The organism is Asticcacaulis aquihabitans, assembly GCF_032490435.1.
GTDB lineage: Bacteria > Pseudomonadota > Alphaproteobacteria > Caulobacterales > Caulobacteraceae > Asticcacaulis.
Genome location: NZ_JAVGWM010000002.1, coordinates 388,050 through 402,423, shown reverse-complemented (window position 1 = coordinate 402,423; position 14,374 = coordinate 388,050). Strand labels below are relative to the sequence as shown.

7 protein-coding genes are annotated in these 14,374 nt (G+C 56.9%); 4 read left to right on the top strand and 3 right to left on the bottom strand.

Annotated features, from left to right (window positions below; translation table 11 throughout):
• Positions 1-12 precede the first annotated feature (12 nt).
• Together RCJ00_RS08635 and RCJ00_RS08630 are read right to left on the bottom strand one after the other, a co-directional pair.
• Entirely contained in the window at positions 13-789 is a 777-nt protein-coding gene (locus RCJ00_RS08635; protein ID WP_316221399.1) for an FCD domain-containing protein, read from the bottom strand.
• Positions 790-848: 59 nt separating this feature from the next.
• On the bottom strand, positions 849-3,677 hold the full coding sequence (locus RCJ00_RS08630; protein ID WP_316221398.1) for a glycosyl hydrolase 115 family protein: 2,829 nt from the start codon (positions 3,675-3,677) through the stop codon (positions 849-851).
• Positions 3,678-3,996: 319 nt separating this feature from the next.
• On the opposite strand from RCJ00_RS08630, the gene RCJ00_RS08625 reads away from it, so the two are divergent.
• Positions 3,997-5,511 (top strand): tryptophan halogenase family protein, encoded by a 1,515-nt coding sequence (locus RCJ00_RS08625; RefSeq protein ID WP_316221397.1) that lies wholly within the window; start codon positions 3,997-3,999, stop codon positions 5,509-5,511.
• 254 nt (positions 5,512-5,765) lie between these two features.
• Here the strand turns inward: RCJ00_RS08625 and RCJ00_RS08620 are convergent, their stop codons facing one another.
• Positions 5,766-8,870, bottom strand: coding sequence for a TonB-dependent receptor (locus tag RCJ00_RS08620; protein WP_411267528.1), 3,105 nt, complete (start codon positions 8,868-8,870; stop codon positions 5,766-5,768).
• A gap of 869 nt (positions 8,871-9,739) precedes the next feature.
• Here RCJ00_RS08620 and RCJ00_RS08615 point away from each other — a divergent pair.
• The 3 genes from RCJ00_RS08615 (at position 9,740) to RCJ00_RS08605 (ending at position 14,373) form a co-directional block, all read left to right on the top strand.
• The gene (locus tag RCJ00_RS08615; RefSeq protein WP_316221396.1) at positions 9,740-10,543 is read left to right on the top strand and encodes a GntR family transcriptional regulator; all 804 of its coding nucleotides are present in this window, start codon (positions 9,740-9,742) and stop codon (positions 10,541-10,543) included.
• 426 nt (positions 10,544-10,969) lie between these two features.
• Entirely contained in the window at positions 10,970-13,264 is a 2,295-nt protein-coding gene (locus tag RCJ00_RS08610) for an alpha-N-acetylglucosaminidase (protein WP_316221395.1), read from the top strand.
• A complete protein-coding gene (locus RCJ00_RS08605; RefSeq protein WP_316221394.1) occupies positions 13,261-14,373 on the top strand; it encodes an acyltransferase family protein in 1,113 nt (370 codons plus the stop codon). Before RCJ00_RS08610 ends, RCJ00_RS08605 begins: the two co-directional genes overlap by 4 nt.
• Position 14,374 lies beyond the last annotated feature (1 nt).

Here is a 14,374-nt window from a genome sequence, read left to right as displayed (position 1 = left end):
CGGCGTTTGACCTCACGTGTCGGCGAAAGCGCCGCTTTCAGCAAGGAAGGTTTTGACGTTTTCAATGTGCTGCCACATGGCCACATAGGCCGCGTCGCCGTCCCGTTTGCGCAAAGCTTTTAGAATTGTCTCGTGATCGGTAACCCAATTGTCCCGGTAATTTGCCTCTTTCACGCGTTCATGAAGATTTCGCCACATGGGACTGTCATCGCGTCTATGCCATAACTGATTGACAAGCAGGGCCAACTCCTTGTTTTGCGTCGCCTGAGCGATGGCCATGTGGAACTGTATGTCCAGGGCTTCCTTGGGTTCTGCAAAGTGGGCGCCGCGATGGTTGGTCCAGGCCTGCTCGATTGCGGCAAGGTCGCTGTCCGTGGCGTTTTCAGCCGCTAGTCTGGCAATGTGACTTTCAAAGATCTGACGGGCTTCGAGGAGCTCGAACGGAGCTGCCGGGGGTTTGCTCTCAATCGCGCTTGAAGTCTCATACAAACTGTCGTCGGGCACAATGGATTGGTAGGCCGTGCGGGTGATGTAGATTCCGGAACCTTGCCGCGGGTCGATGAGGCCTTTGACGTCCAGCATGACCAGGGCATCGCGAATGACGGTTCGGCCCACGTCGTACCAGGCCGCCAGGTCTCGCTCAGGCGGAAGCTTGCCTGTCGAATGAAACTCGCCAGCTCTTATTCGTTGGACCAGATCGTTTCCAATATCCTGGTAAGCGCGGCGTTCCTTGAGGGCGGTACCTGCTTCCGGTGCCGGCTCGTTTGCGCTCGAGGCAAGTTTATCCATTTTAGTTTCTGTTCGAATGTGGTGAAGAGACAATATGAAGCGTTGGCATGTCCGGCAGATCAGGGGCCCGATGGGTCGGTCCGGACGGCCCCGTAATGGGGTTGAGCGCCATCCAGATCTATCTCTATTCGGTCGATGGTAAGGCCAGGATCGGCCGGATAAAGCCTCAGAATATGCTCCCCGGCGGGCAGGGTTTTGAAATTGAAGCCCTGTATCGAGCTATTGGCCAGGACGTTGTCGCGCCACTGATCGCTGCGGCCCGTAGTCGAGAAATCAAGAGGCTGCATGGGGCCGTCATCTAGGCTCACCATGCCGCCGAGCCCCTGGATGGGCGTCGCCGGATGGGTTGGCAGGGCCACTATCTTGACCTTACCGCCGGACGCGGAGGATGTCGCAAACCGGTAGGTGAGGGGCGTACGCTGAATGGCCTCTTGTACCGGGACGGACGAGAGCGTCAGGCGGGACCGCAAAACGCTTCCGAAACTGCCCAGTCCACTGACGGTTTCCCAGTCGCGACCCAAATCTGCGACATCCGGTCCAAGCGTCAGCCGTTTGTTGTCCTCGCTTGTCAACGAAGAGGGCAGGGGCGGAAGAATGCGGACATAGAGATGATGTTCGGCGCCACCGCATCTCAGAACAATGTCCCTGTCCGCAGGAGGCGCCAGGCCGTCATAGCGCAAGGTGAGCTTGGCCTCGTAATTATGACTTGCATCCAGGACGCCTGCCTCGCGGCTTAGGGTAAGTCCACCCCCCGGGCTTTGGTTTTCAATAGACCAGTCCGACGTGGCCGGCTGATGGGCGAATAGGGTCACCGGTCGTGTTTGGGCACGCCCGGAAACGAAGGTGAGCGTGTTGTGATCATTGATCCATTGTCCGGACAATGACAGGTCGCATCCGCTGTTTTGAGAGGTCGACCACTGCGGCCAGACGGGTTCGTCGAATACGGGCAGGCGTCGGGGCGCCATATCCATCATGCCCTGCCATTTGCCGTTAAGAAGCGCATTATAGCGTTTGGTATCTTCCACCAGCGCCGTGTGAGCGGCCTTGGCCTGATCGACATAGCTGTTTGCGCTCGCTCGCTGTTCGCGGGCGTAAAACTCCGCCAGATCGAGACTGAGTATCCGGATGTTGAGTTCGGCACTTGCGCGCACGGGATAAAGAACCAACTCGTAGAAAGCAGCTTGCCGATCTTCCGGCAGTTTTGCGGCGATGGCCTCGGCCTGTGCAGTGATATCCCGATAGGCGCCTATGCGGTTGAGCGCTTCCTGATCACCTGAAGTGACGTAGCGCGTCGGGCGGTTTGGCGTTACCCATTCTGTTTGTCCAAACCCCATGAACTCAGGCTTGCGTTCGAAGGACAGATCATAGTAGCGCCGCATTAGGGCCGTCAGGGGAGCGGCATAGTCCGGGCCAAATTGCTCACTCATGAACACCTGCAGGTGGTCGTCGGCCGGCTGATGAAAGCGGTTTGCATCAAAAGCCAAATCGAGGAAATACTCGGTCAGATATTCTATGGGCTTTATGTCACCGACATTTACGATCCACATTTGGCGCACATTGGCGTCGAACGCTCGTCCCATTTCCTCCCGTATCAGGCCTGGGTGGGTGGTTCCGAGCCAGAGATAGTCATGAGGGCGACCCCAATAGGACAGGTGGTAGTAAATCCCTGCTCCGCCGGCTCTCTTTTGCTCGACCGGCCCTGACAGATGCCGCAGATAGCCGTAATTGTCGTCGGTCCACATCAGTGTCACATCATCTGGGACCGACAGGCCAGCGTCATAGGCCTCCTGAAGCTCGTGATAAGCGACATAGACTTGGGGGATCGAGGCCACAGGTTGCTTCAGGCTCTTTGTCAGCAAGCGTTGTTGCAATCCGATGACGTCTTCCAGCACCTGACGGCGGGCCTGAGTCGTATCGGCACCCTGCATTGGTCCGTCGTGGATACCGCGCAGACCGACCGTGTAGATGTTTTCATAGGGCTGGCTCTGCTGAATGCGCTCAGACCAATATCGGGCGATTTCGTCGCGGTTGCGCGTGAAATCAAAGGGCCCCCGCCGGGTTTCATCCCATTCACGCAGGTTATTGCGCATCATTGGCTCGGCATGGGAGGTGCCTATGACAATCGCGTAATTATGCGCCAGGGCGGGGCTGGCCGGATCGCTGTAAAAGGGGGCCGACACCGCGTGCATGGCCGGCCAAAGCGTGTTGGCTTTCAGGCGCCACATAAGTTCAAAAACGCGGGCATAGGTTTTGGGGCCTATATTACCCTTGGACGCATCGAGCGTCTTCGCGGCCCAGGGCTCAAGGCCCCAGTCTTCATCGTTGAGAAATATGCCGCGATATTTAACGGACGGCGTCGTTGACGTGAACAGGTCCTCGGACACGGTCAATCGAGGCTGGTGTCTCGGGGACACATCCGCCCACCAAGACCAGGGGGAGACGCCAAGACTTCGCGTGAGGTCCACCACGCCGTAGATGGTTCCGCGAACATCGGATCCGGCAATAACGATGTAGGTCGCCTTTCCCTCGTGCACGACAAAGCGACGATAGACTTCCCATTGTCCCGACAGGTCGTCCACTTTGACGCCAGCCTGTGCGGCCAATTTACGGATCTTCGGCGCGCTTGCCAGGCCCAGCAGGATACAGGTTGACCGACAGGCTGCAGGCTTTGCCACGACGACCGGCATCTGGCCCGACAGATCGTGTAAATCCGCGGCCAGCATGGTGGAGGCAAGCTCAAACGTCTTGCCTGCGCCGCTATCGTCGCGGTGGACTTCAGCAATCGTCTTGCCGTCAAAAATGGAGATGTCGGCGTGGGCGTGAACCGCGCACACGAAGCCCGTCAATGACAGGGCGGCAGCTAAGAGCCGACTTCCTAAGGACGTCACGGTTCGTTATCCTCGTCTGTAGAAAAAGTATCTGTCGCGGATCAAAACCACGGTTTCCATGCCGATCAATTTTGGTCAACCATTTGTGGATTTAAATGCGATGTTGCGGACAAATACAACAATAAATCTCAATAGGTTATCCGCCTGTCACTTGGGGCAAGCGGCTTAAGGACCGAATTTTGCCACGCTCAAGGGTTGAACTCCTTTGGGATCATGTTGAAATTTATAGACAAATTTTTGCAATCTTGTATCGTTTCTGTGACTTCGCGACGCTGCTGATCATAGCAAAATGGTCGTTTGAGGATCGGGGAGGACACCAATGCCGCAAGGGGCCATTAAGAAGGTTGTTATCGCGGGCGGAGGCACGGCGGGGTGGATGACGGCTGCCTGGTTTTCCAAGATACTGCGCGATGACTTTGACGAGATTGTCCTGGTTGAAAGCGAGGAAATCGGCACGGTCGGCGTGGGCGAAGCGACAACACCCTACATCCACATCTTCAATCGCTGTCTCGGTATAGACGAAGACGCCTTTGTCAGGTTTACCAAGGGCACGTTCAAGCTCGGGATTGAGTTTGTGAACTGGGGCCGCCAGGGCCACGCCTATCACCACTCCTTCGGGCCTTACGGCCGCGAATATGGCGCCTTGCCGTTTCATGCGATCTGGCTGCGGCACTACTTGGCAAATCCTAAGGACCGCCTGGAAAATTACAGTCTGCAGTCCCTCGCATCTTTAAATGGCCGGTTTATGCGGCCAACGGGCGCAAATTCGCCTTTGGCGGAGATCGCCTACGCCTACCATTTTGATGCGTCCCTGTATGCGCGCTTTCTGCGCTCGATTTCAGAAGCGGCGGGCGCCCAGCGCATTGAGGGGAAGATTCAGACGGTTAAGCTTGACGCGCAAGGCGCGATCGAAAGTCTATGCCTGACGGACGGCCGTGTTGTGGACGGTGACCTCTTTATCGACTGTACGGGCTTTCGGGCGCTTCTGCTGGGCGAAGCCTTGGGGGTTGGCTATATCGACTGGTCCAAATACCTCCCTTGTGACCGCGCCATTGCCGTACCGACACGACGTGACGGTGCGCCGGCCCCTTTCACGAGGTCCACGGCGTTGAGCGCCGGCTGGCAGTGGCGCATTCCGTTGCAGCACCGGGATGGGAATGGGCATGTCTTCTCCAGCGCCTTTATGGATGAGACCAAGGCAATGGAGGATTTGTTTGCTAATCTCGGTTCAGCTCCTATCGGTGACCCGCGGCCTATCCGGTTTACGACGGGACGCCGGGAGACATTCTGGAAAAAGAACTGCATAGCGGTTGGTTTATCCGCGGGGTTCCTTGAGCCATTGGAATCCACCTCGATCATGCTCATTCAGAACGCGATACTGCGCCTGCAATACCTGTTTCCGGATAAGGGCTTTTCGGCGGCAGACACAGCAGCTTACAACGCCGCTATGGTGCGTGAGTACGAGGATATTCGGGATTTCCTGATACTACACTACAAGGTAGGTGTTCGCCAGGATTCGGAATTTTGGCGCTATTGCCACCAGATGGACATACCTGACGGATTGCAGCATCGCATCGACCTGTTTTCGAGCCGAGGCCGCATTCCCGAAGAACGTGGTGAGCAGTTCCGTACGCCCAGTTGGCTGGCGGTCATGGTGGGGCAAGGACTGTGTCCGGCGGCGCCAGATCCGCTTACTCTGAGCATACCGTCAGATCGCATTGAGACCTGGCTGTCCGATCTGCGCAGCGTCATAGGCAACTGCCTCGATCGTATGCCCATGCATGCGGACTTTATCGCGCGCCATTGTCGGACCGATGGGCTTGAAGTGGCCTGAGGTCACAGAGTTCTAAAAATTACGGCGTTTCACAATTACAGGGTCACCTGCGTCGGTTCCGCCCGTAAGGCTTATTCGCCTGCCGTCATCGCCATAGATGGGGGGACCGAGTATTGCGCAAAAAAGAGGCCTGACGGTTGAACCGCCAGGCCAGGAATCGCGCACAGGGAGACTTTGTCGCGGATGAAGACTCGGTTGCCGTGAAAGAGGCGCGGCCCGGGGGAGCGGGACACGCCTCAAAGGTTCCGGCAGGGTTAGAAGGTCGCCTTGACCGTAACCGTATAGGTGCTGCCGTCGTAATCGATCCAGCGGACCAGCTTCGTGTCGTTTTCATATTCGAAACGCTTGGAATTGGTCATGTTATACGCATCAAAGGCGATAGTGACTTGGTCGTTGATATTATACGACGCTGACATATCGAGCTGACCGCGCGCCTGAACCGAACGGGCGCCGCCGCTGTAGGTGCCGTTCGCGTTGAGCGGATAATCCGAACGCCAGTTGTAGGTGGCGCGGATACCCCACTTTGCCGTCTCATAGTATCCGATATAGTTATAGGTATACTTCGAGATACCAGGGAACGGTGCGAGAGACGGGCTCTTGGCCTGAGTGAAGGCGTAGTTGAAGTTACCGCCGAAGTTCTTCCAGAAGCCGGGCAGGAAGTCCAGATTCTGTTGGATGTTGAACTCCAGGCCATGCACGTAGGTCGGCTTGTCGAGGTTGTAGCTGCCGGAGGCGAAGATATATACGGTTTTCGAGCTGGACCCCAAGCTGGTGGCGATACAGTTCGTGCCGTTCCATGTCAGAGCGCCATAGCCCCAGTTAGAGCCGTCAGACGGGCACAGGATGGCCGGGTCGCTGGTGCCGGCAATGCGTCCCGTGATCTTCTTGTCGAAATAGGCAATCGACATCAGGCTGTTGGGGCGGTTGTACCATTCCAAGGACAGGTCGTAAGAGTCGGCCAGGTAAGGATGGAGCTTGTTGTTGCCGATCGTGACGGAGGCATTATAGACCTGCATCGACGGTGTTGAGCTGCTCCCGTCCAGCGTAGGCTGGCCGAAGATCGACACAGGCGAATATTGACGCGCTTGCGGTCGGACGTAGGTCTTGTAGTAAGCGCCGCGCAAAACCAGGTCATCACGGATGTCGGCCGCAAAGATGGCGGACGGCAACCAGTAATGGTACTTGTTGTCTATCTCATGTTGCGAATAGTTTGACAGGGCACCAACGCCGTCTGCGAAGGCACTGGTTTGGTCGAGTGTCTGGATCTTGTTGTCGGTCGACTCATACCGCACTCCGAAATTACCCCGTACGCGATGCCCGATCAGCTGGGTGTCATACTTGGCCTGGATATAGGCTTCCGTCAGGTCGTTGCTGTTGGTGTAGTTGTAATTGGCAAAAGCCCCGTCGGCGTAAAGGATATTCAGCCCGACGCTCGACAGCCCGCCGTTATTGTACAAGCTAACAGGCGTCACGGCACCCAGGAACTTCTCGACGTCAATAACCTGCCAATTCTTGGAAATGGACGCGTTACCACCCATGAAGTCGTTTATTGATGGCGCCGCGATCAGCATGTCTTGCGTGATCTTGCTCGTGTTCAGGCCATAGGCCATGTTGCGGAAGCCTTTTGACTTGAAGCGGTTTTGCTCCAGTCGAACGCCGCCTTGGATGCTGGTGATAGGGCCGAAGTCGATATAGCGTTCAAGGTCGAATTGGGCCGAGTTCACCTGATTGTAGGCGTAGCTTTCAGAGCCAGAGGCATTCAGATTGTAAACGCCATCGGCTGTGTACAGGTTTTCCGGATCGCATGACGTCCAGTTCCAGGCATTCGCCACATAGGTCGGCGAGGTCTGACAGCCGCCCGTCGAAGCTGTCGCGTTATAGAACGGATAGTTGAAAATCGCGTTCTGGGGCGATGGTGTGACGTTGTAGGCGAAATCGCCAAGCTTGCCGAGGCCGGTGTTGAAATTGGCCGTAATACCGTTCGTGCCTGTGGACGACGGATTGGTCTGCAAGTCGATTTCGGTTTCAAGCGACGAACTCATGCCGTTCGAGATCGACAGCACTGCCGCGGCGCGCCACTTGTCGTCATGCCAGTCGGCATTGGCGACAAGGCCTTTGGACTGCTGGTGCTGCGAATAGAGACGCGTCGACGACTTTGCCGGGAAGTTGGTCATCGTAATGTTGGGATACAGATAGCGGCCGTCAGACGTCGCGACGGGATCGCCGTTCGTCGCCACCGTACCCGCACCATCCCACATGGAGTTGATCAGGAAATACTGCGTCGTCTTGGGCAGGTTACGATCGGTGTAGAAGCCGACAACGCCCAGTTTGGTATTGTCATTGGGCTTCCACTCGACGCCTGCCGACCCGGTCCAGAGGTTACCGACGTTCATACGCGTATATTGACGCAGAGCGCTGTCATACCAGGCGCCGGCGGTGCCTTTCGAGCCAGTCGTGCTGTTGATATAGGTGGCCGCTTGGGCATCAGTCACACCCAGCGCACTTGCCAGAGACTGACAGAAGGCGGTTCCTGAGCTCGTGCAGGCGGTTGGCGAGTAGAATGCACCGTACTTCGACGCGAAATTGGCCGCTGACAGACCGGTGTTTGTGGCGTCGAGCACGCTGTAGGTGTTGAAGCGCAGGGTGTCGCGACGGAAATTTTCGTGTTTGTAGGCGATGGTGCCGAAAACAGCGAGGGTGGGGCTTATGTGCTTATTGTAGCCGAGTGTATAGGCCGGTGATGACAGGTCGCCCAAGGTGTTATATTCGTACGACGCCTTGGCGAAGCCACCGTCCTTGCGGGATAGGGCTGGCGCAATCTGCATGTCGACATTACCGGACAGGCCGCCCGACTGGGCGTTGGCCATCGGCGACTTTTCAATCATGAAGGCGCTGAAGATGTCGGAATTGAATGCACCCAGCGGCCCCGACGAATCGTTGGACAGTGCGGGTGGATCGGCGAAGGCCTGACCGTTCAGGGTCGTGCGGGCATAGGAGCCAGGCATGCCGCGCAAATTGATGGTGGCGTTCCGCCCTTCGGCCTCCCGGTTGATCTGGACGCCGGGAACGCGCTGAAGTGCTTCGCCGACATTGAGGTCAGGAAAACGTCCCAGGCCATCGGAGGAGATGCCGTCGGTGATCTCGATATTGTTACGTTTGGACCGCACCGCGTCCGCATAGCTTTTCTTGAAGCCGGTAACGATGACTTCGGTCGCGGCGCCGTCTGTGCTGGCCGCCGGCGTTCCTGTAGTTGAAGCTGCGTCCTGAGCCCATGCGACTCCGGTCGCGCCGCTCATCAATATGGTGGCGCAAAGCAGGGCTTTTTTCAGCCCGCGTCGCCCGGTTGTAGGCATCGTCATATAGTTTCTCCTCTGAGACCTCCAGTCGGCTTTGCCGCCGGGGTCATTGTCTTTCCCACTTATAAACATGGATCTAGCTTATTGAGCGCTTGACCTATTAGGGTTTGAGAGTTTGATTGGCCAACCAATTGTCCCAAAAAAATTACACCATAAACCGGTGTGGTTAACCTCCCGCAGAAGTCTGACAATCCTCACAGCTATATTTTGAGGTTATCGTATTCAGGAGAGATATATCTGATGAATTCTTCAAGTCCCCGATATAATTCTAGCAGATACCGCGTTATAGTTGAGTTTGCTTTAGGTATAATGTGGCGGATTACATCGAAAGGTGTCTCAACTGTGTTCGTACTATGAAACGATGATGTCAGAAGTCAACGACAATTCGACGTTTTGATGATGTTTCCATTTCATTTCGATTGCAATTTTGTTTTGCGCTGCACCGATTTTACCGGTCGGAAAGTTACAGCCATATATAAAACTCAAATTATTTCAAAGGCATAATTAGTAGACAAATCAAGAATGCGCTGGCGAAGTGGTGGACCAGTTCCCTGCGCAGCTGTGGCAATTGAACCACACCCTCGAGACGCCTAATCTTGTCTGCGAGCGTCTTGGCACGTCATTTTTGGCTGAAGGTTTTGTCTTGACAGACGTCTCAGCGGCGAATCTGGTGCTCAAAGGAGATCTACCTGATCTTGCAGACAGTTCAGCTTGGCGTGGTTGCTTGCGTGCGACGCACGGAGTCGTTAGTCTGAAAACTGTCGGCGGCGAGCGCGCTACGCGGCGGGCGCTTTCGTTCATGTGAATGTCAATTTTGATCTCGAAATGAAGTGGCCAACGGACGCGTGGCTCCAGATAGGAAAATCAACCGCATGGCATCATCTTCGCCAGCCTTGGGTAACCGGATCGATTCCGATAAAGACGTTCGCGCCTATCGCACTGTGGGAGAGTCTCTGCTCGAGCGTATTCGCAAGGGCGAGTTCCGAATGCTGGGGAAGCTGCCGACGGAACGTGAATTGGCCGAAATGTACAATGTCGGGCGTGCGGTCATCCGGGACGCTTTGGTCATGCTGGAAGTCAAGGGTCTGGTGCAATCGCGCCAAGGGTCAGGCATATATATTACCCGGCGTGCGTACGAACTTGAGACCGCGGACACAGGCGAGTCGGTAAAGGCGCGGCCCTGGGACAGCTTGGCCCCCTCCGGCCCGGCTGAATTTCTGCAGGCTCAGCAGTGGTTTGAAAGCCATCTGTCTCGTCTGGCGGCGCTTTCTGCAAGCGAAGATGACTTGCTTGAGTTAGAGCGCTTGAGCGAAGAATGCCGCACGGCTCCCCATGCAGGATCTCGCGCCTATACGGAAATGCGGTTTCATCTGCGTATCGCCCGCGCGACGCAGAATCCGGAATTGATCAGCCTGGCGCATCACCTCTGGCAAAGACGTGACAACAGTCCCTTGTGGCATAACTTTAATGGTCCGGCGACGGAGCTGAAAGGGGATCGCTGGACGGCCGCGCGTGACAAGCTGGTTGCGGCGTTCCGCAGACGCGACGGGGACGCCGCGTTTGTGGCGATGTGGCAGTATATAGAGGAAATCGGGACCTTCCTGACGCATGCCAATGCCGTTGCACCGGACTTGGCCGGTCAGGGTGGGGGCGAGCCCGACTCGGATCAGGCGTAAGCACACCAATTTTGGTCGACGCGCCGTGATTTTGGTGCGCCAATCTGGATGGGCCAGGTGTGAACGTTCGGCACGAGGTTGGGTGCACGTCGTTGATGGGGGCGGCCTCAGCTATTTTTTTGTAACATATTGAAAATATTTAATAAATAATCGTCGTCCTTGAGGCTTCTTCGCAAGGGAGGCGTGGGCTTTTATCTGTGGCAGTCGGATCCGGGGTGGATAGCATATAGGCGGATACGAAATTGACAGGCCAATTTTAGCTGTTATAGTCCATGTCATGGCAATTGGTGCACCAATGTAAAAATTGGTTCTATTGCCTTGAGATGAGGTCCACATAGTGCGGATGTGGATTTGCAAAAGAGTTTGCGCCTTGAATCTAAGGTTGCCCCCATTGGGTCGGGCGCCTTGTATTTACTCTGGAGTCACGTGTTGCCGCACCTAAGCCGCCGCCATTTCCTTGCAACCAGTCTCTCTGTCACTGCCGTTGGCCTTGGGCCGGCTTCAGCCTGGTCGTCGATTGTTCATTCCGACCCCTCACGTAGTGCACATGCCGTTGCGACCAGACTTCTGGGCAAGCGCGCGCACTCTGTTGCCTTTCAACTGGTGTCATCGCCGGATGACGCGCCTTGGTACGCCGTTAAAGCGGAGCAGGGGCGGTTGACGGTGACGGCAAATAGCCCGGTCGCGTTGACGCGTGGCCTCTACAGCTATCTAAAAGATGAGGGCCTGGCCGATGTGAGTTGGGAAGGCGATCGCGTAGACCTGCCGCGCCACTGGCCCAACGCCGTCGGCGCGCGCGTCAAAAGCCCTTTCCGGCACCGTGTCTATCTGAACACCTGCGCCTTTGGATATACCACGCCGTGGTGGGGATGGCGCCGGTGGGAGCGTGAGATCGATTGGATGGCTTTGCACGGCATCGACATGCCGCTCGCCATGGAAGGCCAGGAATATGTCTGGCAGGCCTTGTGGCGCGAAAACGGTCTGAGCGAGAGCGAACTTCAGGCCTATTTCTCCGGGCCGGCCTTCACGCCCTGGCAGCGTATGGGCAATATAGAGGGCTATGACGCGCCCCTGCCTCAGGCCTGGATTGTCAAGAAGCGCGATCTGCAGCAGCGTATTCTGGGTCGCTTGCGCGAGCTCGGTATGACGCCGATCTTGCCTGCCTTCGGCGGTTATGTTCCAAAAGCCTTTGCCGAAAAGCACCCGGAAGCCCGCATCTACAAGATGCGCGCCTGGGAAGGGTTTCACGAAACCTACTGGCTTGACCCTGCGGATCCTTTGTTCGCCAAATTGGCCGGCCGGTTCATCGCGCTCTATACCGAAACCTATGGCGAAGGGCAGTACTACCTCGCCGATTCGTTCAATGAGATGCTGCCGCCGATCGCGCCCGATGGCTCAGATGCCGCCAAGGCGACCTATGGTGACGCAACCGCCAATACCAAGGCGGTAGCCGACGTCGATCCGGCCGTGAAGGCGGCGCGTCTGGCGGCCTATGGCGAAGCCATTTATGCGTCGATCCGTCAAGCGCGGCCGGATGCCGTCTGGGTCATGCAAGGCTGGCTTTTCGGCGCAGACCGTGCCTTTTGGTCCAGCGATGCCATCGGCGCATTTCTTAGCAAGGTGCCTGACGAGAAGCTGATGGTCCTCGACATCGGCAATGACCGCTATCCCGACGTCTGGACGCGGTCCGATGCCTTCAAAGGCAAGGCGTGGATCTACGGCTATGTCCATAATTACGGCGGCTCCAACCCGGTTTATGGGGATCTCGACTTCTATCGCAGCGACCTCAAGGCGATTACGCAAAGCGACGCGAAGCGCAACCTGAAGGGCTTCGGGCTGTTCCCCGAGGGTCTGCACAGCAACAGCGTCGTCTATGAATATGCCTATGACCTTGCCTGGGGCGACGTGCCGGTTTCTGATTGGCTCAAAACCTATACCCGTGCCCGATATGGCCAGACATCGCCAGCCTTGTTATCGGCGTGGAGCGACCTGCAAAAGGCAGTGTACCAAACACGGTACTGGACGCCGCGCTGGTGGAAAAGCCGGGCCGGGGCATATCTTCTCTTTAAGCGCCCCACGCTCGATGCCACCGAATTTCCAGCCCTGCCGGGCGATCGGGACGGTTTGAAAACGGCCGTGAGCGCCTTGTTGGCCCTGGCGCCAACCTATGGCGCATCAAAGCTGTTCCGTAACGATGTTGTCGATGCGACCCGTCACTACACAGCCTTTGAACTCGATGCCTGCATTCAGGCGGCGATCGCCGCCTATCAGTCTGGCGATCTGACCAAGGGCGACGCCGACGTCAAGCGCCTGACCGATCTGGTCTTGCGCCTGGACGCGCTTCTGGGTGCGCAACAGGAAACCCTCTCGAGCTGGATCGACGACGCGCGCGCCTATGGCGACACGGCGGCGGAGAAGGTCTATTACGTCGAAAATGCCAAGGCGCAGGTGACGGTCTGGGGCGGTAAGGGCAACCTCAACGACTATGCCTCCAAGGCGTGGCAAGGGCTTTATGCCGGCTTCTACCTGCCACGCTGGACGCGCTTTTTCGCGGCGCTGCGTCAATCGATAATTGATAAGACTCCCTTCGATCAAGCCCGCTTTACGACGATCATCACCGACTGGGAACATGAGTGGGTGAAGGCGGATCAGTTGTTTGCTCGCCATGTACCGGCCGATCCGATGGCGGACGCCAAAGCTCTGCTGGAGGCCTGTCGATGAAGGCTGCGCGTTACACGTCCCTGGATGTATTCCGCGGCCTGACCGTTTGCGTCATGATCGTCGTCAATACAGCCGGCGCCGGGGCTGAGCCCTTCGCCACGCTGCAACACGCCAAGTGGTTCGGCTTCACGCTCGCCGATGCGGTGTTTCCGGCCTTCCTGTTCGCGGTTGGCAATGCCATGAGCTTCGCCATGAAGCCGGGCGTGAGCCATAAGGATTATCTGCTGAAGGTGCTTAAGCGCACCGCCATCATTTTCCTGCTTGGTTACCTCATGTACTGGTTTCCCTTCGTACATCAGACGGCTGACGGCAGCTGGGCGCCAAACCCCATTGGGGACACCCGCATCATGGGAGTACTGCAACGCATTGCCCTGTGCTTTGGGGTGGCCGCGATCGTCTGTCGCTATCTGTCGGTCAAATATCTGATCGCCTTGTGCGTGGGGCTATTGTTTGGCTATTGGGCTATTCTTATGACGTTCGGCTTGCCTGGTCAGCAGCTTACGCCTTTGGGCAATGCCGGCGCCTTGCTTGACCAGGCGATGTTGGGGATCAACCACATGTACCGCAAGGGCCATGGCTACGACCCGGAAGGTCTGCTCAGTACACTGCCCGCTATCGTCAATGTCATTGCCGGCTTTCTGACGGGTAGATACATTGCCCGTAGCGCCAGCAAACCGGCTCTGGTGCGCAACCTGCTTATCGGCGGGGCGATCCTCATAGCCGCCGGCCTGCTGTGGAGTCTCGACTTCCCGCTGGCCAAGCGTATCTGGACGAGTTCTTTTGTCCTGCTGACGATCGGTATCGACCTGGTCATCCTGGCCGGGCTCATCACCTATGTCGAGATTGCCGGCCAGACGCGCGGCACCCGGTTCCTTGAGGTCTTCGGTCGCAATCCGCTGGCCATCTACCTGTTCTCGGAACTGTTCGTCACGGTTCTGCAACTCATCAAGCTGAACGGGGAAGGGCTGTACGATTGGGTGGGTATCCATGTGTTCCAAGCGCTCATGCCGGGCGCGATAGGTTCGCTCGCCTGCGCCATTGCCTACATGCTCGTTTGCTGGCTCGTAGGTTACGGGCTCGATCGCAAGAACATCATCATCAAGATCTGAA

Coding starts and splice junctions, on each gene's coding strand:
- RCJ00_RS08605 (WP_316221394.1), top strand. CDS start 13,261: ATGAAGGCTGCGCGTTACACGTCCCTGGATGTATTCCGCGGCCTGACC.
- RCJ00_RS08620 (WP_411267528.1), bottom strand. CDS start 8,870: ATGACGATGCCTACAACCGGGCGACGCGGGCTGAAAAAAGCCCTGCTT.
- RCJ00_RS08615 (WP_316221396.1), top strand. CDS start 9,740: ATGGCATCATCTTCGCCAGCCTTGGGTAACCGGATCGATTCCGATAAA.
- RCJ00_RS08635 (WP_316221399.1), bottom strand. CDS start 789: ATGGATAAACTTGCCTCGAGCGCAAACGAGCCGGCACCGGAAGCAGGT.
- RCJ00_RS08625 (WP_316221397.1), top strand. CDS start 3,997: ATGCCGCAAGGGGCCATTAAGAAGGTTGTTATCGCGGGCGGAGGCACG.